This is a genomic window from Columbia Basin potato purple top phytoplasma (assembly GCF_028595955.1).
Taxonomy (GTDB): domain Bacteria; phylum Bacillota_I; class Bacilli_A; order Acholeplasmatales; family Acholeplasmataceae; genus Phytoplasma.
Genome location: NZ_JANHJP010000004.1, coordinates 22546 through 45690 on the forward strand (window position 1 = coordinate 22546; position 23145 = coordinate 45690).

The window sequence follows — 23145 nt, forward strand, 5'->3', positions numbered from 1 at the left end:
AATTTTTCAAAATTATATTGAGGAAGTTATAAAAATGAATTTTTATCCAAAAAATCATTCTGAAATTTTTGAAATTATTATTAAAGAAAAAAAAAGACAAGAACAAAATTTAAATTTAATTGCTTCCGAAAATTTTGTTTCTGAACCTATTTTAGAAGTTCAAGGAAGTGTTTTAACAAATAAATATGCAGAAGGTTATCCTAAAAAAAGATATTATGATGGTTGTGAATATATTGATGAAATAGAAAAAATAGCTATTGAAAAATTAAAAAAATTATTTAATGTTAAGTTTGTAAATGTTCAACCTCATTCAGGTTCTCAAGCTAATATGGCAGTTTTTCAAGCTTTATTAGAGCCTTGTGATGTTATTTTGGGGATGTCTTTGAATGATGGAGGACATTTAACGCATGGTTCTAAGTTTAGTTTTTCAGGTAAGTTTTTTCGTTCTTATAGTTATGGTGTTTCTCGCGAAACGGAAATGATCGATTATCAAAAAGTTAGAGAAATAGCACTTCAAGTAAAACCTAAATTAATTATAGCAGGAGCTTCAGCTTATTCGAGAATTATTGATTTTAAAGAATTTAGAAAAATTGCTGATGAGGTAAATTCTTATTTAATGGTTGATATCGCACATATTGCTGGATTAATATCTGCTGGGCTTCATCCTTGTCCTTTTTTAGCGCAAGCTGATGTCGTTACTTCAACGACTCATAAAACTTTAAGAGGCCCCCGAGGAGGAATTATTTTAAGTAATAATGAAGAAATTATGAAAAAAATAAATAAGGGGGTTTTTCCAGGAATACAAGGGGGACCCTTAATGAATGTTATAGCTGCTAAAGCATTAGCTTTTGAAGAAGCTTTGCAAGACGATTTTAAAATTTATCAACAACAAATATTAAAAAATGCCATTGCTTTAGCAAATACATTTCTTAAATTAGATTATCGTTTGGTCAGTGGTAAAACTGAAAATCATTTAATTTTGATTGATATAAAACATAAATATCCTAATTTAAATGGTAAAATAGTTTCGGAAATTTTACAAAAAGTTAATATTATTGTTAATAAAAATGTTATTCCTTTCGAAACAGAAAAAGTTTTTAATACTAGCGGTATTAGAATAGGAACCCCAGCTATGACAACAAGAGGTTTTAAAGAAAAAGAATTTATTGAAACTGCTTATTTAATAGATAAAATTTTAAATAATTATCAAAATGAAGAAATTGTTCAAGAAGTTTTTAAAAAAGCATTATTATTAACTAAAAAATTTCCTTTTTATAATAAAAAATAATTTTAAATTATTTTATTATTTTTTAATTTTATAATGTTATAATAAAAAATGATGTTTGTTTATAATTTTATTTTTATATTTTATTTAAAATATAAAAGATTAAAAATTATTTCAAAAAAAACAGTTTTATAAATGTATATAGAAATTTATTAAGGAATTTTATTTTGATGAAAAAAAAATTAAAACAACCGGAATTTTCAAAAATTGAAGTGGATTGTGCTACTTGTCATTATAAACATCAAATTGGAACAGTTGCTAAACAAATTAAAATTGAAGTTTGTTCTAATTGTCATTCTTTTTATACTGGTAAACAGGTTTTTGTAACTATAGCTGGACAAGTAGATAAGTTTCATAAACGTTATAATGTTAAAAATTCGAAAGAAATAGATTCGAAAGAAAATGTTCAAAATTACAAAGAAACAGAAAACAAATAATTTTTTAAAAGAATTAAATTGCAATTAAATAAAAGGTTTTAGTCAGAGAAAAAAATGCTTTTTAAAAAAGAAGGTTTTATTGAGATCATTTGTGGACCTATGTTTTCAGGAAAAACAACAAAATTGATCGAAAAAATTAATTTATTTAAATCTTTAAGTATTAAATTTTTAGTTTTTAAACCTAAAATGGATGATCGTTATTCTTCTCAAAATGAATTAATAACTCATGATTTTAAAACTGTTCCTTCTTTTGTTATAAAAAACAGTAAGGATATTTTAAATTTTGTAGAAAAAGATGTTGAAGTTTTGTTTATAGATGAAATACAATTTTTAGATAGAGAAATTGAAAAAATTTTAAATGATTTTTCTTATCAAGGAATGCATATTGTTGCAAGTGGTTTAGAACTTGATTTTTGCGGAAGACCTTTTGGTTCTATGAAATATTTGTTATCGATTGCTGATGAAGTTATTAAATTAAAGTCTTCTTGTGTTGTTTGTGGCAAAGAAGCCAATAGAACTCAAAGAATAGTTAATGGTATGTTACCTAAAGCGACTGATCCTATTATTTTAGTGGGTGGTAATAATTATCATGAACCACGTTGCAGAAAATGTCATAAGTTTATAAATTAATTTTAAAAGAATAAATTTGTATGGAAGATAAACAATTTTTTTTTATGAAAGAAGCTTTTAAAGAAGCCGAAAAAGCTTTTGCAAAAGGTGAAGTTCCTGTTGGCTCTGTAGCTGTTTTAAATAATAAAATTATTGCTAGATCTCATAATAATGTTGAGAAAAAGAAGATATTTTTCGGTCATGCTGAATTTTTGATTTTAAAAAAATTGAATAAAACATTTCAAAATTATAGATTTAATGATATAATAATTTACACTACCTTAGAACCTTGCATAATGTGTATGGGAGCTTTAATTCAAGTAAGAATTAAAAAAATATATTATAGCGCTCCTAATATAAGATTAGGTTTGAATAGTAATTTTTATTTATCAAAAGAAGATAATAATTTTTTTTCTAAGATATCTTTTAAATCTAATTTTTTAGAAAAAGAAAGCGAGTATATTTTAAAAAAATTTTTTGCTAATCTTAGAAAATAAAATTTTTTATTTTGTAAAAAAATCTTCTTAAAAATCACCATTCAATGTGATCAAAATGAATCTGGTCAGGATTTGGTTGTAGCAGCCATAAGTTTTGATCATATGTGTTTGGTGGTTTTTAAGAAGATTTTTTAAATAATGAGAAAATATAAAAATAGGGAAAATAAACAAGATGATAAATTTTTTTAAAAATAAAAGAAATAAAATACAACTTTTTCCTTTTATTTTTAATTCTATCGAAGGAAAACCTTTCTATTTTGAAATATATGATATAAATAAAAAAGAAAAGAAAATTGAATTTTTCTTTTTAAAACAAAGTAAATATAATTCTTATTTTTTAGATATGAAACAATATGTTGTTTGGAGTATTGTAGATAATGTTTATAGAGTTTTAATTGATGAAGATTATTATCAAAAGTTTAAGATCTTATATCAAAAAGAAATTAATATTATTTATATGAATCTTCTTTCAACATTATTGCATAAACGTTTGAATATAATTAAGAAAAATTTTGTTTTTCCTTTTTTAAGTATTTTTGTTTCTTTATTTTTCATTTTTATTTTATTTGGTTTAAAAAGGGAGTTTTCACAAAAAAATAAATTTTTAATTTTTTTTATTACTTTTATTTTAAATTTTATTTTTTTATTTTTTTATTCAAATATTAAACAAAGAAAAATTTTTCAAGATTATAAAAAACAATTATTACAAAAAAAAATGCAGGAAGTCGAATCTTTTTTAGGTGCTGAAGTTTTTGAAGAAATTTCTCAAAAACAAAAATTATATTTTTTATAAGAGTCATCTATATGAAAAAGAAAAATATTTTTTGAATTTTATTTTTTTTGATTAAAAAATTTTTTATCGAAAGGATAAAAAGAAATGATTTTCGAAGGTATTGTTGTTGGTGGTGGTCATGCAGGTGTTGAAGCAGCCTTATCTTTGGCTAAAAAACACAAAACAGTTTTGATTACAGGTAATTTAAAACAAATCGCTTCTTTGCCATGTAATCCTTCTATTGGTGGCCCAGCAAAAGGAGTTGTTGTTAGAGAAATAGATGCCTTAGGAGGCATTATGGGTAAAGCAGCTGATTTATCTCAAATTCAAGTTAAAATGTTGAATACTTCCAAAGGCCCCGCTGTTAGAAGTTTAAGAGCTCAGGTAGATAAACTCAAATATCCTCAAATTATTTTAGAAATTTTAAAAAAAACACCTAATTTAACTTTATTAGAAGGTTTTGTTAATAATTTAGTTATAGAAGATAATAAAGTTAAAGGTGTTCAGTTAACAGATCGAACTATTATTCATGGTAAAGTAGTTATTTTAACAGCAGGAACTTATTTAGCAAGCAATATTTTAATTGGTCAAAAAAAAATCAATTCAGGACCTAACAATAGCCCGACTACTTATGGTATTAGTAAACAATTAAAAGATTATGGTTTTGAAATTGTTCGTTTAAAAACTGGAACTCCTCCAAGAGTTAAGAAAGATACTATTGATTATTCAAAAGCAAAAATTCAATTAGGAGATGATATTTTACAAACTTTTAGTTCTCCTTCTGTAATTAAAGATTTAGGAATTCAAGAACCTTGTTTTTTAGTACATACTAATGAAAAAACTCATGCTTTAATAAAACAAAATTTAGATAAATCTTCTATGTACGGCGGTTATGCAGAAGGTAAAGGACCACGTTATTGTCCTTCTATTGAAGATAAAATTGTTCGTTTTTGTGATAAAGAAAGTCATCAAATTTTTATTGAGCCAGAAAGTTTAAAATTAAATGAAATGTATTTACAAGGGCTTTCTACAAGTTTTCCTGAAGAAGTACAAAAACAAATTTTACAAACAATTCCTGCTTTAGAAAAAGCAGAAATTACTAAATATGCTTATGCTATTGAATATGATGCTTTTAATCCTAATCAATTAAAATATAATTTAGAAACTAAAAAGATTGAAAATTTATTTTTGGCTGGTCAGTTAAACGGAACTAGTGGTTATGAAGAAGCTGCTTGTCAAGGTTTAATGGCTGGTATAAATGCTGGTTTAAAAATTGAAAATAAAGAAGATTTAGTATTAAAAAGAAATGAAGCTTACATTGGGGTTTTAATTGATGATTTGATTAATAAAGGAGCAACAGAACCTTATCGTCTTTTAACTTCTAGATCTGAATTTCGTTTGCTTTTAAGACATGACAATGCTGATTTAAGATTAACTCCTTATGGATATAAATTAGGTTTAATAGACAAAATTATTTATGATAAAGTAGAAAAAAAACGTTTAGAAATAGATAATTTAAAAAAAGATTTAAAAGAATTTATTGTATTTCCTAATGAATTAAATTTAAATTTTCTTAAAAAATATAATTCTTCTATTAAAGAAAAAATGAGTTTATACAAATTATTAAAAAGAAATGAATTAAATATTAAAATTATAGAATTTTTTTTGAATAAAAAATATGATTCAGAAGTTTTAGAACAAACAGAGATACAGATTAAATATGAAGATTATATTTTGAAAGCCGAAAAAGAAGTGCAAAAAAATTTAAGTTTTGAAACATTTAAAATACCTTCGGAGATCGAATATAATAAAATTAATAATTTGTCTATGGAAGCAAAAGAAAAGTTAATATTAATTAAACCTGCTAATTTAGGTCAAGCATCTAGAATTTCAGGAGTTAATCCTGTTGATATATCTATTTTAAATGTTTATTTAAGAAAATATAAAAATGTTTTTTGAAAATTTATTGAAAAAAAAATTTCATTTAAATGATTTTCAATTAGAACAGTTTAAAAAATATTATTTATTTTCAATTAGTTATAATCAAAAAATTAATTTAACTTCTTTGGTGAAAAAAAAAGATTTTTATTTAAAACATTTTTATGATTCTTTATTAATTTCTAAAATTTTAAATTTTAATAAAATAAAAAATTTATTAGATTTAGGATCAGGCGCTGGTTTTCCCGGAATTCCTTTAAAGATTTTATGCCCTAATTTAAAAGTTTTTTTAATTGATTCTTCTTCTAAGAAAACTAATTTTTTAAAATTATTAATTCAATATTTAAATTTATTAGATGTTTATGTTTTTCAAGAAAAAATTGAAAAACATAAAGAAAAATATAATTGTGTTATCGCAAGAGCTTTAGGCAAATTAGATTTAATTTTAAAATTAGCTTCTTTTGTAACCAAAGATAAAAGTTATTTTATAGCTATGAAAGGTCCTTCTTATGAAAAAGAATTACAAAATATAAATATAGAACATCAATTTAAATTAAAGAATAAATTCTTTTTTGAATTGCCGGAAAATTTAGGTAAAAGAGTTAATTTATTGTTTCAAAAAAACAAAAAAACCAAGTTTACTTATTAAATAAGTAAACTTGGTTTTTTTTGTAATTATGAAAAATTTCAATTATTCTATTTCGATTGAATCCATATTATAATATGAACCAAATATATTTGTTTCAAAACCTTTTTTTATTTTTTTATTCATTATAACGTAACTTTTATTTGTTGTCAGTGGTAATAAATAATGATTTTCATTTAAATATGTCTCTATTTCTGATAATAATTTTTTATATTCATTTATATTGTTTGTTTGACGTTTAGCTTCATTTATTTTATCTTCAAGTTTAGGTTTATCGGTTTCGTCTATTCCGATAAAATTATTATTGTTTGCGCTAGTTAAAAAATAATCTTCAAAATATTTGTGTCCAAATTTTGTTTCGAATGATTCTCCTAAAAAAATAAGATTATAAGGTGAATCATCTTGTGTTGCTTTTGTTGTAATTGTGTTAAATTCGTCTGCTACTGTTTCCACTTCAAAACCAATATTATTTAATTCTCCTATTATTTTACGATCTATTATTGCATTTTTTTCGCTCAAAGGAATACATAATTTTTTGTCTTCTTTTGATAATTCGTTAACTTCTATTCGAGCTTGTTCCCGAGTCAAAAGATTTTCATGATAATTTATCTTAGGATCATATCCTATTAAATTATTATGTAATGCAGTATTTGCGATTCTATCTTGTAAGTTTAAATCATTAATCAATTTTTCTATATCTAAACTTTTAGCAATTATTTTACGTACTTTTGGTTTTGTTTTTCTTTTATTGAAATAAATATACCTATGACTAGCCTCATGATTTTCTAATATTTTTATATTATTAAATTGTTTGTTTTCTATATTTTTTTTAAGATCTTTGATTTTTTCTGTTTTAAAATCTAATATAGCGTGAATATCTTGATTTTCTAGTTCTTGTATAAGCGTGTCATCTTCTCCAGATATTTTGAATTTAATGTTTTTTCTATCTTTTTTACTATCATATTTTTCAAAAGGTTCTAATTCTAATAATTCATTTGGTAAATATTTTTTTAATTTATAAGCACCGCTTCCGATTCTATATCCATTGTCCGGATTTTTCTTCATTTCCTTTTTGCTAATTATTCTAATGAATTGAATAAAAGGATCTTGCCAACATTCATTGTCATCTTTTAATTCAAGTGTAAATTCTTTATCATTTATTTTTGTAATTTTTTCTATTTTTTTATATTCTTTATGTTGATTTTGGTGTGCTCGCTCAAAAGTATAAACAACATCCTCAATTGTTATTTTTTCATTATTATGAAAAAAAACATCATCTTTTAATTCACAAGTTAAAATTTTTTTATCTTTCGAAGGCATTTTTTTCAATAATTGAGGAATGTATTCATTTGTCTTTTCGTCTCTTATAAAAAATTTACTATGCAATAAATCAAGAATAACCCTAGAATAAACAGTACCTGTATTTTTTTGGTCAGGTAGGGTCTAGTCCTTTTACATCTTCTTTCATAGCTATAATAATATTATCCATAGCTATAATATTATTGTTTTTTTTCATTTTTAACATCATGAATACAAAAAAAATTACTATTATTAATATTGTTATAGTAAAAAAAATATAATTTTTATTGTCAGTTAAAAAAAGTTTTATTTTTTCTTTTTTATTCATATATTTTTATAATTTCTTTCTAAATTTTTTTATTAATTTCTTTTTAAATATTTTTTATATTTTAATAACTATTTTTTTTATTTTCAAAGTGTTGAATTAAACTTTTTCCTATTAGATTAAAAGATAAAATAGTTAAAAAAATAATAATAAAAGGACCATAAAATAAATGAGGATAATTCATGATATAATTTTTGGAAGAAGATAAAATATTACCCCATTCAGGTTTAGTTCGATCTAAACCTAATCCAATAAAACCTAATCCTGAAATAGCTAAAATAACATTTGACATATTGAATATCATTTTAGTTATTAAATTTGTTAAAATATTAGGAAAAATATGTCTTTTGATAATTTGAAATTGATTTGCTCCTAAAGCTTTAGATGCTTTAATAAAATCTTTTTGTTTAATTATTAAAGTATTGGCTCTTATAATACGAATATAAGAAGGTAAATAAGAAATACTTAATACCATAACAAGAGTTTTTATATCTCGTTTATCGTTTAGTAATAACATAATTAAAATAGCTAATATAATATCTGGTATAACAGTTAAAAAATCACATAAAAAAACAATTATATTATCTATAAATCCTTGAAAATAACCAGATATAATGCCTAAACAAACACCTACAAAACCACTTATAATTGTGACAAAGAAACTTATTTGTAAAGAAATTTTGGCGCCCTCTAAAAAACGGGTAAATAAATCATATCCGATATCATCAGTTCCCATCCAATGTTTAGAATTTATATTTTGTAATATTTTGTAATCACATGAAAAAGGATCTGGTAAATTTAAAATTTTTTTGAATAAAATAAAAAATAATAAAATAGTTAAAAAAATAATACCGAATAAAAAATTTATATCTTTTAAAATTTTTAATTTTTTTTGAAAAAATGATATTACATAATTTATTTTTTTATTCATTAGTTATTTTTATATTTTCCTTAATATAATTTTTATGTTTTCTATTTATTTTAATTTAGGGTTTAATTTGAAATAAAGTAAGTCTAATAAGAGATTAAAGACAGAAATAAAAATAGCTAATAAAATCATACAACATTGAATAATAGGATAATCTCTATTATGAAAGGAATCTATTATTAATCTACCAACACCTCTTAAATTGAATATACTTTCTGTAATTACTGAACCACTAATTAAATAGTTTAAGACTAAACCTATTTGAGCTAATATTGGGATTATAGCATTTTTTAAAGCATGTTTAAAAATAACTGTTTTCGTTGATAAACCTTTAGCATATGCTGTTGCAATGTAAGGTTGTTTTAAACAATCTACCATATTATTTTGAGTTATTTTGAATATTGAACCACTGACTGCTAAAGATAAAGTTAAAATAGGTAAAGGAAAAGCTCCTGATATGTCAAAAAGCTTCAATTTATATGCTAAATAATATTGAAATATAAAACCGATAATAAAAGTAGGAGTAGAAAATAAAAAAAGAAATATAAATTCTAATATAAAACTTTTTTTACTATTTTGCCATAAAGCTGATAAAGATCCAAAACAAATACCTATTAAAGAACCTAAAATACAACTTAGAGAAGATAACAATAAAGTTGTTTTAAATGACTTCCAAAAAAGACTTAATGTTTTTTGGTCTTCATATTTATAAGAATTGCCGAAATTAAATTTTAATATATTTTTTAAATATATTAAAAATTGTTGACTTGTTGGTTTATCTAAACCTAATTTTTTTTCTAAATCAGCTCTTTGTTCTGGCGTAGGACCTTTTTGTCCAAAAGCAGCTGTAACTGGATCACTTGGTATTTGTTTAACAGAAAAAAAACTAACTATTACAATAGTAATTAAAACTAACAAAACATAAAAAAGTTTTTTAAAAATATAATTTATGAAAGACATTTCATATTTATTCCTCGCTATTTAAAAAAATTATCTTTTTATATATTTATTTTTTAATAATTTAAAAAACTTGTTTTTAAAAAATTATTTAATAAAGATTTTGTATATTCATGTTTAGGATTTTTTAAGATGTTTTTGATAGAACCACTTTCAACTATTTTTCCTTTATACATTACTATAACATCGTCAACAATTTGCGATACAACTCCTAAATCATGAGTAATAAATAAAATTGATGTTTTAATTTCCTTTTTTAAATCGTTAATTAAATTTAAAATTTCTTGTTGGATAATAACATCTAAAGCTGTAGTTGGTTCATCAGCGATTAAAAGTTTAGGTTCACATACTAAAGCCATCGCTATCATTACTCTTTGACACATTCCCCCTGATAATTGATGAGGGTATGACTCCATAACTCTACGAACATTATTAATTTTGACTTTATTTAAAATTTCAAAAACTTTTTTTTCACTTTCTAAAGAATTTATTTTTTTGTGTAATTTTAATATTTCTATTATTTGTTCTTTTATTTTAAAAACAGGATTAAGACTAGATAAAGCATCTTGAAAAATCATAGCTATTTCATTACCACGAAGTTTTTCCATTTCTTTTTGATTATATTTAGAAATTTCTTTATTATTAAAAAGAATTTTTCCTTGATGGATTTTTTGATTTTTATCAAATAATTTTAAAATAGAAATAGCAGTTTGGCTTTTACCACTTCCTGATTCACCAACAATACCTAAAGTTTTTCCTTTTTTTAATTCAAAAGAAATCCCGTTCACTGCTTTTATCAATCCTTTAGGAGTTTCAAAATAAGTATGTAAATTTTCAATCTTTAATAAACTCATTATATAAAATTAAACCCTCTTTTTTTATTTTTCAAAGTACATCTAACAAAATGTTGAGGCGTAATTTCTACCCAATCTAAATCTTTTTGATTTTGATGAAATAAAAATTTAAAATTTGCATTTTCATAGATAATTTTATGTTCTTTTTGTCTTTGATTATCAAATTTAGGAATAGCATTTAAAATTTTTTTTGTATAAGGATGACAAGGATTTTTTAAAATTTTTTCTTTAGGCGCGATTTCTACTATATTACCTAAATACATTACGCATATTCGATCGCTGAAATAACCAGCTACACCTAAATCATGAGTAATAAACATAAAAGTTAATTGATAATCTCTTTTCAAATTATTCAAAAGATTAAGAATTTTGGATTGTGTAGAAACATCTAATGCTGAAACGATTTCATCACAAACAATAAATTTCGGTTTTATAATTAATGAACGAGCAATAGCTATTCTTTGTCTTTGTCCTCCTGATAATTGCGTTGGATAACGTCCATAAAAAGATCTATCAATTTGACATTTTTCCATAATATCTAAAATTTTTTGTTTATATAAAGGATCTTTTTTATTTTTAACCATTTTATGAATTAGAAGTCCTTCGCCGATGATATCAGATATTTTTAAAGAAGGATTTAAAGAAGAAAAAGGATCTTGGAAAATAATTTGGAGATCTTTTCTAAAATAACGTTTTTGTTTATTATTTAATTTGGTTAAATCAATTTTATTTAAATTATTTGATTGATAAAAGATATTACCTGAAGTAGGTTTGTTTAATTGGACAATTAATTGTCCTAAAGTTGATTTTCCTGAACCTGAACTTCCAACTATAGCTAAAGTTTCACCTTTATAAATAGATAGATTAATATTTTGGTTTGCATAAAAAAAAATATCTTTTTTAAATAATTTTTTTTTTACGCAAAACTTTTTGGATAAATTATTTATATCTATTAAAGTATTATTATTATCAAACATAATTTTAATATCTTTCTTTTTTAATTATTTTTAATTAATTGAGAGAATTTATAATATAAAAAATCCATTTATTTTAAATTTACAATTATTTAAACTTATAATATCATAATATTTTATATTTTTAACTATATAAAAATTAATTTATTTAAAAAATTTTAAATTTAAAAATAAAAAAAACTCAAAAAAATTAATTATAAATTTTTTCGATATAATTATTTTTTTGATTTTTTTATTATATTAAAATTAAAAAAATAAGGAGATATGTTTTAAAAACCTCCAACTGAGAATTTTAAATTAAATTTAGTAAATTTTATTTAAAATAAAAAATAAAGAAGTCATTTAGTTAAAAATTTTTAACTATTTTTATTAATAATAAAAATTATATAATTTTATGTTTTATTAAATTTAATTTTTTAATCTTTATTTTATTATTTTTTAAATTGGCTATGATAAAGATTGTGATAAAAACCTTTTATTTTAATTAATTCTTCATGTTTTCCTTTTTCGATAATGGAACCATTTTTTAATACTATAATAACATCAGCATTAACAATTGTAGATAAACGATGCGCAATCACAAAAGAAGTTTTATTTTGGCATAATGTTTGAATAGATTTTTGACAAATTATTTCCATTTGTGTATCAATAGTGGAAGTTGCTTCATCTAAAATTAAAATAGAAGGATTACGTAATAAAGTTCTAGTTATTGTGATTAATTGTTTTTCACCTTGAGATAAATTATCTGATTCTTCGTTAATTATAGTTTGATAACCTTGATCTTTTGACATAATAAAATCATGAATTTGAGTTTTTTTCGCTATTTCTATTGCTTCTTCATCACTTTTACCTTCGCTACCATATTTAATATTTTCTAAAATAGTACCTTTAAACAGCCAAACATCTTGTAAAACCAGTCCTAAAATTTTTCTTAAATATTTTTTTTCAAAGTTTCTAATATCTACTCCATCAATAGTTATAGAACCTTCATCAACATCATAAAATCTAGTTAATAAATTAATTAAAGTTGTCTTTCCTGAACCAGTAGAACCTACAATAGCTATTGTTTGGTTTTTTTTAACATTTAAATTAATATTTTTCAGAATAAGTTTATCTTTTGAATAACCAAAAGATACATTAGAAAATTTAACAATACCTTTAACTTCGTCTAAGGTAATGCAATTAGGATCATCTTCTTTTTCTTCAGTTTCATATAAAAAATCTAAAACTTTATGAATAGCAGTTTTCGTTGATTGAACCACAATAAAAATTTTACTTAAATTATTAATAGGATCTCCTAAACGCCAAACATATTGAATAAAAGCTTCAAACAGACCGAACTGAATAGATACAAAACCTAATTTTATTAGTAAAAGAGGAAGTTCTCCTTCTTTCATTAAAAAATATCCTAATATGACAATAATTGTTAGTATTATGTATGTAACAGCATTTACAATAGGAATCACTAAACCAGATAAAAAATTAGATTTAAAAATTATTTTAGATAAATCTTTGTTAATTTGTTTAAATTCTTTAATAATATTTTCATGTTGGTTATACAACATAATTTCTTTATGACCGTTAAATTTTTCTTGTAAAAAACCATTATATTCAGATGTTTTATCAAATATTTGAATAAAAACATTACGAGATTTTTTATTTATGATGATGATAATCAAAAAAGAAAGAGGGATCATTAAAGAAATAATAAAACCTAAACGCCAATTAACTATTAACATACAAATTAATAAAATTATGATTTGAAAAAAAGAATAAATTATAGAAGCAAAAGTTTGTTGTAGACCATTAGAAATAATATCGACATTATTTGTCATTTTATTCATAATATCACCAACAGTATTTTGATCAAAATATCTTATAGGTAATTTATTAATTTTTTTATAAATATCTTGGCGTAGGTTTTTCATACCTTTATGAATTGAATTTACCAGAAATTTATTATAAATAAATTTACCAATGGCACATAATAAATAAAATACAAAATTTATACTTAAAAAAATAATAATATGTTTTTTATAATCAACCCAGTTTGTATGGTTTTTTTCGTCAATAAGAAAATTTAAAATATATTCAGCTTCAAATAAAGGAATATATGTTTGAAGAATAGTAGTAATAAAAATTAAAAAAATGCTTATTGTTATTTTTTTTTTAAAAGGTTTTAAGTATTTAAATATTTTTTTCATTTTTTATACGGCCTCTTTTATTTTTTGCGAAATAGCAATTTTTTGATAAGAAGGACATGTATTAATTAATTCTTTATGTTTTCCCATACTTACTATTTGACCTTCATCTAAAACAATAATTTTATCAGCATTTAAAATAGAAGTTAATCTTTGAGCCACTATTATTACGATAGATTTTCCTTTTACTTCAAAAAACTTTTGTCTAATAGCTAATTCAGTTTCATAATCTAAAGCAGAAAAAGAATCATCAAAAATATATACATCTGGTTGTTTTAATAAAACTCTTGTAAGCGATAATCTTTGTTTTTGTCCTCCTGATAAATTTGAACCTAATTCACTGACTTGATCTTTTAATTTATCACTTTTGTTTTGGATAAATTCATATGATTGAGCTATTTTAGCTTTTTCTAACATTTCTTCAGAATCAGCTGTTTCTTTACTGAATAATAAATTGCTATAAATAGTTCCTTTGAATAAAATATTTTTTTGCGAAACAAAACCAATTTTATTTCTTATTATTTTGACATCATATTTTTTTATATCTATCCCATTTATTTCTATATTTCCTTTAATAGGATCTAGTAAACGAGGTATTAAATTTAATAAAGTAGTTTTTCCAGAACCTGTTTTACCTACAAAAGCAATTATTTCTGATTCTTTGGCTTTAAAATTAATATTTTTTAAAGTTAATTTATTAGCATTAGGATATTGATAAAAAACATTTTTGAATTCTATTTTTTTAATAGTTTCTAATTTTTCAGGATTAGCTAAAGAATCATTAATAGAAGGTTTTATATTAAATAAATATTGGATTTTTTGTAAAGCGATTAAAGTTTTAGGAAACATCATGAATAATAGTAAAAAATTTAAAATAGAAGATAAAATATGTACATTATAAACTATACAAATATATAGATCGCCCACATTAATTTGTTTGTCGAAAATAATATCAGATGCAATAAAATTAGTAATAATAACAGAAAGATTTAATAATAAATAAAACAAAGGTTCAATTGATAAAATGGAAGTAAATAATTTAATTATTAAATCTCTAAAATTTGAATTTATTTTTTCAAATTTATTTTCTTCATTTTGTTCTTGGTTTAAAGTTCTGATTATTTTGGTTCCTGTTATACCAGATCTAATTTTATAATTAATTTCTTCTAATTTTGTATGTTGTTGAACCGATAAAAGATAATTTTTTTTAATAATTAAAATTAAAATAATTATAAAACAAGGAATAATAAATAAAATACCGTAAGATAACGCAGCTTTTATTTTGAATATTATAATAAAACAAGAAATTAAAACGATAGGAGTCACAATAAATGTTTTATAAAAAGTAGTGATAAAATTTATTATTTGGTAAATATTATAAGTACTTCTACTTACTATAGCAGAAACTCCTAATTTTTGTATTTCCAAGAAAGAAAAAGTTTGTATTTTTTTAAATAAATCAGTACTTAAATCTTTAAAAATTAAAGATGAAATCTTGGAAATACAAAAATTAACTATTAAATTACCACAAATAATCATGCAAACTAGCATACATAAACATAAAAAAATAGTTTGAAAAGGTGTTTGATTATTTTGATTTTTAACTATATATCTACCCACAATATAAGGTATTGATAATTCGCCAATAATTATTAATATAAAAGAAGAAATATTTAATAAAAGAAGTTTTTTATATTTAAAAATGTATTTTAGAATTAATTTCATGATAATTTATTTTTAAAAAACACTTCCTTTTTAAGATATTTATTAAAATTTTAAAATTTTTATAAGCACAAAATATATTATATTTTATATATCTACTAGTCATTTTATCATTTTTACATTAATTTAAATAAAAATTAATAAAAAAAGTTTTCTTTTTTTGTGGATTTTATCCAAAAGAAAACTTTTTTATTCATTTTTTATTTTAAAAAAGGTTGTTATCTGAAAGTTTAGATAATCCTTTATTGTCTTGAATAGAAGCAACTGCTGCTCCAGTAGTTATAAACATAGCAGCGATCGATGCTGAATTTAAAATAGCTTGTTTGGTTACTTTAGTAGGATCTACAATACCTTCTTTAAATAAATCAACATATTCTCCTGTTTCAGCATTAAAACCAAAACCTTCTTTTTGTTCTAATTGCGCTTTAACTATTGTATCTCCGTCGAAACCTGAATTTTCAGCGATTTGATAAGCTGGAGTTAATAAACTATCTAAAACGATATTAATTCCTTTTTGGATATCAGGCATAGAAACTATTAAAGTTTTTTTTAATTTTTTATAAATTTCTATTAAAGTTTTTCCACCGCCAGCTAGTATACCTTCAGTAACAGCTGCTTGAGTAGCATTTAAGGCATCTTCAATTCTTAATTTTTGTTCTTTTAATTCTGTTTCTGTTGCTGCGCCTACTTTAATAACTGCTACTCCTCCAGATAATTTAGCTAAACGAGATTTTAAATTATTCAATTCATGTTCATTTGTTGTATTTTGAATATGAGTTTCTATTTCTTTAATTCTTTCTATTAAAGAAGGGTTTTTAGATGCTCCTATTAAAACTGTATTATCTTTTTTGATAATCGCTTTTTTTATTTTACCTAAATCTTCGATTTTAGTATCTTGTAATTTATAATTTAAGTCTTTAGAAATAAAATTAGCTTGAGTCAAAACAGCAATGTCTTTTAATAATTCTTTTTGATTATCGCCAAAACCTGGTGCTTCTGTAATAGCAACATTTAAAGCCCCGTGGAATTTATTTAACGCTAAAATATTAATTATATCATTATCAAATGAATTAGCTATTATCAATAAAGGATTAGATGTATTTTTTACTTCTTCTAATAAATGACTAATTTCATTAATATTATTAATTTTATGATCAGTTATTAAAATTAATGCTTGTTCTAATTCAACTGACATATTAGCTAAATTATTAATGAAAACACTTGATAAATAACCTTTATCATATTGCATTCCTTCAACAACTTCTAGTTCAGTTTCTAAACCTTTAGATTCTCCTATAGTTATAACACCTTTTTCAGTAACTTTGTCCATAGCAGAAACTATAATTTGTCCTATTTTTTTACTTCCTGAAGAAACAGTAGCAATGTTAGCTATTTCTTCTTTTGTAGAAATTGGTTTAGATTTTTGTAAAATTTGTTCTACTATTTTATGAGAAGTTTCTAAAATTCCTTTTTTCATTAAAGAAGATTTAAAACCAGAATCAATAAATTTAAATCCTTTTTGAATCATACTTTGCGCTAAAACAATTGCTGTTGTTGTACCATCACCAGTATTATCATTAGTTTTAGTTGCTGCTTCACGAATTAATTGAGCCCCTATGTTTTGAAAAGGTTCTGTTAGTTCTATTTCTTTGGCAATTGTAACTCCATCATTAACAATCAAAGGTAAACCATGTTTTCTTTCTAAAACAACGTTGTTTCCTTTCGGTCCTAAAGTAATTTTTACAGTATTAGCTAAAACATTTACTCCATTTAAAATTTCTTTTCTAGCATCTTTATCAAAAAGAATTGATTTAGCAGTCATGTTATTAATTTTTTCTCCTTTTCTAAATTTATTTTTAATTTAAATTAAACTAACACAGCTATTATATCTTTGCTTTTTATAATTAAGTATTCTTCTTCAAGTTTAATTTTTTGCCCTTCATAGTTTTTATACATCACTTTACTATTAGGTTTAATATTTTCATCTGATACTTGAGGTCCGCAACTTACAACAATGCCAATTTCAGATTTATTTAGTTCTAAAATTATTCCGCTTTTGCTTTTAATTATTTCGTTTTCTTTTTTATGTTTTAATAAAACATAATCATGTAAAGGTTGAATCAATTTAATCATTTCCTTTCTTATATTATTTTTTCATTAATTATTTTAAATAATCAATGAAAAGTATATGAATATAAAAACAAAAAATACATTATAAATTATACATTAATTGTATTAAATTAATCTTGAAAAAAATTTAATATAGTTAATATTTCGCTAATAAACTTATATTTTATTTATTTTTGAAATTGAATTTTTTTATAAAATTTTATAAAAAAAGTATATCTTAAAATAATCAGGATATTATTTTTAAATTTTTTTATTTAATAAATTATGTTTTTCGATCATTTTATTATTTATTTTTATTTGAAAAATAGTATAAATATTACCAGTTATCCAATATAAGGCTAAAGTTAAGTCTTTAAAAGCAGCGAAAACCATAAAAATAATCATAATATAATTAACTATTTTCATTGTCATTTCTTGTTTTTTTTGCTCTGGATTTATATTTATATTTTTTCGTTTTAAATCAGAAGATCTTTTTAGGTTAATTTTGTTGAAATAAAACATACTTAGTCCGACTAAAAATGATAAAAATATTTTAACGAAAATATTTGTTGTTTCGCCGTCAGGTTTTAAATATATACAACCTAGAAAAGGTTTAGCATAATTAGCTTTAAAAATACCACCTAAAACAAAAAAACGATTTAAAGTTCTAAACATTGCGATTAAAATAGGCATTTGTAAAAAAGATATAAAAATACCAAAGATGCTAAAATTATATTTGCGATATGTTTTAAAAATTTCCATTTGCATTTTTTGCATAGATTCTTTATCTTTTTTTAAAGCATATTTTTCTTGTATTTTATTAATTTCTGGTTGAGCTAAACTCATATTTCTACTAAAAGTACTAGCTTTAGTATAAATAGGCCATGATAAAGTTCTTATTAAGATAGTAGTCAATATTATTCCTAGACCTAAATTACCGAAAATAAATCCTTCTTCTTGCGGAGAGGTGAATATATTTGAAAAAAAATTTAAGAAAAAAGAAATAAATATGATTAAAACATTCCATATATAACCCCATCCTAAAAAAAAGTTCCATTCTAATTTATTAGGCCATTGAATAGGTAAATCTCCTTTATCATTAACAAAAATTTTTATATATTTAATAGGAATATCATTATTCTCATATTTTAGTTCTAAATTAAAATAATTAATTGCGTTATTTTCATTTACTTTTGTTCTAATTAATGAATTGTATTCGGCATTCGAAATTTCTTCATTTGAAATTTCTTTGTTAATTTTTGTTTGTATTGGCGATAGGTTAACTAATTTATTTTCTTTATTTATAAAACCAAATTTTAATTTTGATTCATTATTATTTGTATATTTATTTTCAAAAGAACTTCGACTAGTTCCTGTTTTAATAGTAAAAAATTCTTGAATTTGATAAATTTGTTTTTTGTCATTCATTTCTTGTGGATTTTCGAAATAAAAACAAAGTTCGCGTCCATTTAAAATATCTTGAATTTTATCTTTAATTTCATTTTTCTTTTTATCTAGATTTTCTTTAGTTACTTTTATTTTTTCGATTAGAATATTTTTATTTTTTTTTTCAATTTGAAATTCAAAAATATTAATGTTTTGTAATAAAGTTTCCGTTTGGCTATTTGTAATATCTTGTAACTCTTCTATATAATTCGGAGTTAATAAATTATTTTTATTAAAAATAATTTTTAATTCTGTAGTTTCGAATTTGTTAGGATCGATTTGTGGATCGCTTTTTTTAATAATAAAAAATAAAATTAAGCCCAAAAGAAAAATCATAAAAAAATTTTTAATTAATTTTATATTTTTATTTTCAATATTATTCACAATTAATTACCTTAGTTTTATATTAAATTATAAAGAAGTTTTCTTGATTAAAGTTAAAAATTTTTTTTCTAAATCAGAAAAATCTAATTTTTTTGCGTTATTTTTAATAACAATAACAAAAGACATATTATTATTTATCAATGAAAAATTGTTATGAATGATCATTCTTAAACGTCTTTTTATTAAATTTCTATCATGGGCTTTTCCATATTTTTTATTAATACTTAAAGCAAATTTAAAATTTTCTAAATTTTTATTTTGAATATAATATAATATAAAAAAATAATTTCTTACATTTTTTTTAAATTTAAAAATCAAATCTATTTCGCTTTTTTTTTTTAAAATAAATTTTTTTTTCATATTTAAAAATTATGTATATTCCTTAATTTATTTTTGATATTTTATGAAACAGTTAATTTTATACGTCCTTTTTTTCTTCTATTAGATATTACGCGACGTCCTCCGACAGTGGATATTCTAGTTCTAAAACCATGTGTTCTGATTCTTTTTATTTTACTAGGTTGGTATGTTCTTTTCATAAAATTAAAAACCTCTTTATTTTTGTTTTGAAAAAATAACCAATCATTAATATTTTTTTATTAATTATGATTATTTTTTAATAAAATTTGAATTAGTTAAATAAAATTTCTTGTACTTTTTTTTCGTCTAATTGTTTTATTAATAAAACTAGAAGTTTAATTGTATTTTCGATATCTTTTGTATGGATAACAGAAGTATGAGAATGTATATAACGAGTTGGCACGCTAATAGAAAGAGATGCTGCTCCTTCATTTTGAACATGTATTGCTGAAGCATCAGTTTGTCCACCGCTTGGTTTAGATTCTTGAAAAGGAATATCATTTTCTTTAGCTGTTTTAATGAATAATTCTCTTAAAGCTTTGTGATGAACTAAACCATGATCCCAACAAGTAAGTTGAGGTCCTTGACCTAAAACTTTAATATGAGCATTCGCATCACCTGGAACATCATCAGCAACACTAGTATCTACAGCAATAGCTATTACAGGTTTTGCTTTATTTGTACTTGTTTTAGCTCCTCTTAAACCTACTTCTTCTTGAACTGTAAAAGCACCGATACATTGATTAGGATTATCTTTTAAAGTTTCAATTACTTTCATTACTATTAAAGCGCCTACACGATTATCTAAAGCTTTAGCTGCTATAAAATCTTTATTAGCTAAAAGTTCAAATTCGCTATAAGGAGTGATCATATCTCCTATTCTAACACCTAAATTTTCTGCTTCTTCTTTATTATAAACACCAAGATCTAAAAATAAATTTTTCATTTCAGGAGTTTTATTTCTTTCTGATAAAGGTAATATGTGAGGCGGTCTAGCACCTGTAATACCTCTTATAACACCTTTATGAGTGTGGATATTCCATTTTTGAGCTAACATAACTCCAGTTATCCATCCGCCCAGAGGTTGGAATTTAATAAAACCTTCTTTAGTGATTTCAGTTACTATTAAACCAATTTCATCTACATGACCAGCTAACATAATTTTTGGTCCTTTATTGCCTTTATAAAACATTAAACTTCCTAAATTATCGTATTCAATTTTGTCAAATTGTCCTTGAATATTTTTTTTAATATAATTGTTAACTTCTTTTTCTTGTCCAGGTACACCACTTAACATAGTTAAATCTTTTAATTGTTTTAATAGATCAGACATAATAATTTAATTAAACTCCTTAAATTTTAAAATTTTATTCTACTGTTTCTTCTTCTTCTGATTGGTTAATATTTTTTTTATTTTGTTTTAAATGATTCATTTGTATAACAAGTTTATATATGTAATATATACTTACTATTAAAAATACAATACCTAAAATTGTTCTGAAATAATTTGATAAATTTATTTCAGAACCTCTAAGATAGCAACTTATACTTAATAATGATATAAATAATATGAATTTCATAGAGGATATAATATTTACTTTATTATTTAATTGATTAATATACAATTCTACAATACTATGAGTTATAAAAATATAATAAATTATATAATATAATTCAAATATTTTTTCGATATAGTTATTTTTTATAAAAAAATGAAAAATAAGTATTAAAGAAACTAAAATGAATATAATACTTTCGATAAAAAAGAGAATTTTAGCAAAACCTTTACTTTTTTTAAAATTATTAAATACTAATAAATAATTAATAAATAAAACGACAAGACCTAATAAAATTTTAGAAGGAACAATTGAATAACCATTAATGTTCCATGTTGAATCTAACCAACAAAAAGTTGTTAAAGAAATTAATGCAAAAAATATTATTTTTAATAATATTAAAAAAGTTTGTTTTTTTGTAACTTCTGTTTTTATCATTTATATTCTTTTTTCCGTATCCTCCCTTTCAGGATTTATTTTTTTAATAAATTAATTAAATCTATTTTTTTTAATTTAGAAATATTTTTTATTTGATGCTTTTGTGCTATCTTTTTTAATTCTACTAATGTTTTTTTATTTAGATTTTCTTGGCTTAAATTTTCTTGTTCTATATTTTCATCTTTTGTTTTTTTTATTTCTTTTGTTGAAATATTTTCTTTTTTTGTAATATTTTCTTCTTTATTTAAATCTTTTTGTTCTAAAGCTTTTTTAGATACATTGACATAATTAACAAACATTTGAGGTTCATTATAAGCCATATCAGCTAACATTTTACGATTAATTTCTATTTTGGATAACGCAAGTCCGTGTATAAATTTAGAATAACTAATATTATTATTCAAACAACCAGCATTAATTCTTGTAATCCATATTTTTCTAAAATTTCTCTTTTTTTGTCTTCTATCTCTGTAAGCATATTGTAAAGAACGCATTACCTGTTCTTTAGCTGTTCTGAAAAGGGTGCTTTTAGAACCGACATAACCTTTTGCTAATTTTAATATTTTTTTACGTTTTTTATGTCTTGCTGTAACGAAATTTATTTTAACCATCTTTATTTTGCCTTCTTAAGTTTATTTTGAGAATTTAAATAAGATATTTAATTCTTCTTACATCAGAAATGTCTACTTTTGTAATTCCTCTTAATTGTCTATTTTGTTTTGTTGTTTTAGAACCAGCTAAGTGATTTTTATAAGCATATCTTCTTAACATTTTGCCAGTACTAGTTATTTTAATTCTTTTTTTTAAACCTCTATGAGTTTTTTTTTTAATCATAATTATTTCGTTATTCCTTTTGATTTTAATAAGAAATATAATTTATTTTGTTTTAGGCGATAAAACAGTAATCATTTGATTAGAAACCATTTTAGGAGCTACATCAAAATTACCTAAATCTTTTAAATCAGATGTAATTTTATCAAAAATATTTTTACCTAAATCACTATGTGTTATCATTCTTCCTTTAAAACGCATAATAATTTTTACTTTATCACCCTGTTTTAAAAAATTAAAAGCTCTTTTTATTTTAACATTTAAATCATTAGCATCAATATTAGGGCTAATACGAATTTCTTTTACAACTACTGTAGATTGTTTTTTTTTGATTTCTTTCAATTTTTTTTGATGCTTATAACGAAACGATGAATAATTAATTAAACGAACTACTTGAGGATTAGAATTTGGATTAATCATTACTATATCTGTGTCTTTTTCTTCAGACATTTCAATTATTTTATCTTTTTCTAAAACCCCTAATTTGTCTCCATTTTCATCAATTACCAAATATTCTCCTTGGGGAATATTTTCATTATACAAGATATTTATTTTTTTATCTTTTTTAATATTTTTA

Annotated in this window: 25 protein-coding genes and 1 other RNA gene; 8 read left to right on the forward strand and 18 right to left on the reverse strand. The window is 22.3% G+C overall.

Annotated elements, in window-relative coordinates:
• Positions 1-34: 34 nt before the first annotated feature.
• The 8 genes from glyA to rsmG all read left to right on the forward strand — a co-directional run bounded on the left by glyA (position 35) and on the right by rsmG (position 6187).
• Positions 35-1288: a serine hydroxymethyltransferase gene (gene glyA, locus M8044_RS01305; protein WP_273585266.1), complete on the forward strand. Its 1254-nt coding sequence runs from the start codon at positions 35-37 to the stop codon at positions 1286-1288.
• Between the two features lie 167 nt (positions 1289-1455).
• Positions 1456-1722: a 50S ribosomal protein L31 gene (gene rpmE, locus M8044_RS01310; RefSeq protein WP_273585267.1), complete on the forward strand. Its 267-nt coding sequence runs from the start codon at positions 1456-1458 to the stop codon at positions 1720-1722.
• A gap of 54 nt (positions 1723-1776) precedes the next feature.
• Positions 1777-2352, forward strand: coding sequence for a thymidine kinase (locus tag M8044_RS01315; RefSeq protein ID WP_273585268.1), 576 nt, complete (start codon positions 1777-1779; stop codon positions 2350-2352).
• 20 nt (positions 2353-2372) lie between these two features.
• Positions 2373-2828 carry a nucleoside deaminase gene (locus M8044_RS01320; protein ID WP_273585269.1) on the forward strand — a complete coding sequence of 152 codons (456 nt, stop codon included), beginning with the start codon at positions 2373-2375 and terminating at the stop codon, positions 2826-2828.
• A 28-nt stretch (positions 2829-2856) separates the two neighbouring features.
• Positions 2857-2952, forward strand: an RNA gene (ffs, locus tag M8044_RS01325) — signal recognition particle sRNA small type.
• Between the two features lie 48 nt (positions 2953-3000).
• Positions 3001-3621 (forward strand): hypothetical protein, encoded by a 621-nt coding sequence (locus tag M8044_RS01330; RefSeq protein WP_273585270.1) that lies wholly within the window; start codon positions 3001-3003, stop codon positions 3619-3621.
• Between the two features lie 84 nt (positions 3622-3705).
• On the forward strand, positions 3706-5559 hold the full coding sequence (gene mnmG, locus M8044_RS01335; protein WP_273585271.1) for a tRNA uridine-5-carboxymethylaminomethyl(34) synthesis enzyme MnmG: 1854 nt from the start codon (positions 3706-3708) through the stop codon (positions 5557-5559).
• Complete coding sequence (rsmG, locus tag M8044_RS01340) at positions 5549-6187, forward strand: 16S rRNA (guanine(527)-N(7))-methyltransferase RsmG (protein WP_273585272.1); 639 nt, start codon at positions 5549-5551, stop codon at positions 6185-6187. The genes mnmG and rsmG overlap by 11 nt, the downstream gene beginning before the upstream one ends.
• 42 nt (positions 6188-6229) lie before the next feature.
• On the opposite strand, the gene M8044_RS01345 is transcribed toward rsmG, so the two are convergent.
• The 18 genes from M8044_RS01345 to infC form a co-directional block, all read right to left on the reverse strand.
• Positions 6230-7570, reverse strand: coding sequence for an ABC transporter substrate-binding protein (locus tag M8044_RS01345; RefSeq protein WP_273585273.1), 1341 nt, complete (start codon positions 7568-7570; stop codon positions 6230-6232).
• Between the two features lie 46 nt (positions 7571-7616).
• Positions 7617-7811: a hypothetical protein gene (locus M8044_RS01350; protein ID WP_273585274.1), complete on the reverse strand. Its 195-nt coding sequence runs from the start codon at positions 7809-7811 to the stop codon at positions 7617-7619.
• A 61-nt stretch (positions 7812-7872) separates the two neighbouring features.
• The gene (locus M8044_RS01355; RefSeq protein ID WP_273585275.1) at positions 7873-8739 is read right to left on the reverse strand and encodes an ABC transporter permease; all 867 of its coding nucleotides are present in this window, start codon (positions 8737-8739) and stop codon (positions 7873-7875) included.
• A 45-nt stretch (positions 8740-8784) separates the two neighbouring features.
• A complete protein-coding gene (locus M8044_RS01360) occupies positions 8785-9696 on the reverse strand; it encodes an ABC transporter permease (protein ID WP_273585276.1) in 912 nt (303 codons plus the stop codon).
• A 53-nt stretch (positions 9697-9749) separates the two neighbouring features.
• On the reverse strand, positions 9750-10547 hold the full coding sequence (locus M8044_RS01365) for an ABC transporter ATP-binding protein (protein ID WP_273585277.1): 798 nt from the start codon (positions 10545-10547) through the stop codon (positions 9750-9752).
• Positions 10547-11524, reverse strand: a complete 978-nt coding sequence (locus M8044_RS01370; protein ID WP_273585278.1) for an ATP-binding cassette domain-containing protein — start codon at positions 11522-11524, stop codon at positions 10547-10549. Before M8044_RS01370 ends, M8044_RS01365 begins: the two co-directional genes overlap by 1 nt.
• A gap of 428 nt (positions 11525-11952) precedes the next feature.
• A complete protein-coding gene (locus M8044_RS01375; RefSeq protein WP_273585279.1) occupies positions 11953-13725 on the reverse strand; it encodes an ABC transporter ATP-binding protein in 1773 nt (590 codons plus the stop codon).
• A 3-nt stretch (positions 13726-13728) separates the two neighbouring features.
• Positions 13729-15447, reverse strand: a complete 1719-nt coding sequence (locus tag M8044_RS01380; RefSeq protein ID WP_273585280.1) for an ABC transporter ATP-binding protein — start codon at positions 15445-15447, stop codon at positions 13729-13731.
• A 202-nt stretch (positions 15448-15649) separates the two neighbouring features.
• Positions 15650-17266, reverse strand: coding sequence for a chaperonin GroEL (gene groL / locus M8044_RS01385; protein ID WP_273585281.1), 1617 nt, complete (start codon positions 17264-17266; stop codon positions 15650-15652).
• 44 nt (positions 17267-17310) lie between these two features.
• Positions 17311-17577, reverse strand: a complete 267-nt coding sequence (locus M8044_RS01390; protein WP_273585282.1) for a GroES family chaperonin — start codon at positions 17575-17577, stop codon at positions 17311-17313.
• Positions 17578-17814: 237 nt separating this feature from the next.
• Positions 17815-19383: a YidC/Oxa1 family membrane protein insertase gene (locus M8044_RS01395; protein WP_273585283.1), complete on the reverse strand. Its 1569-nt coding sequence runs from the start codon at positions 19381-19383 to the stop codon at positions 17815-17817.
• Between the two features lie 27 nt (positions 19384-19410).
• Positions 19411-19743: a ribonuclease P protein component gene (gene rnpA, locus M8044_RS01400; protein WP_273585284.1), complete on the reverse strand. Its 333-nt coding sequence runs from the start codon at positions 19741-19743 to the stop codon at positions 19411-19413.
• A 41-nt stretch (positions 19744-19784) separates the two neighbouring features.
• Positions 19785-19922, reverse strand: a complete 138-nt coding sequence (rpmH, locus tag M8044_RS01405; RefSeq protein WP_273585285.1) for a 50S ribosomal protein L34 — start codon at positions 19920-19922, stop codon at positions 19785-19787.
• A 92-nt stretch (positions 19923-20014) separates the two neighbouring features.
• Positions 20015-21076, reverse strand: a complete 1062-nt coding sequence (locus M8044_RS01410) for a M42 family metallopeptidase (RefSeq protein WP_273585286.1) — start codon at positions 21074-21076, stop codon at positions 20015-20017.
• Between the two features lie 34 nt (positions 21077-21110).
• Positions 21111-21737, reverse strand: a complete 627-nt coding sequence (locus tag M8044_RS01415) for a hypothetical protein (RefSeq protein ID WP_273585287.1) — start codon at positions 21735-21737, stop codon at positions 21111-21113.
• 35 nt (positions 21738-21772) lie between these two features.
• A complete protein-coding gene (gene rplT, locus M8044_RS01425; protein ID WP_323805915.1) occupies positions 21773-22348 on the reverse strand; it encodes a 50S ribosomal protein L20 in 576 nt (191 codons plus the stop codon).
• Between the two features lie 34 nt (positions 22349-22382).
• On the reverse strand, positions 22383-22571 hold the full coding sequence (gene rpmI, locus M8044_RS01430; protein WP_273585288.1) for a 50S ribosomal protein L35: 189 nt from the start codon (positions 22569-22571) through the stop codon (positions 22383-22385).
• Positions 22572-22613: 42 nt separating this feature from the next.
• The gene (gene infC, locus M8044_RS01435) at positions 22614-23111 is read right to left on the reverse strand and encodes a translation initiation factor IF-3 (RefSeq protein WP_273585289.1); all 498 of its coding nucleotides are present in this window, start codon (positions 23109-23111) and stop codon (positions 22614-22616) included.
• Positions 23112-23145: the final 34 nt, after the last annotated feature.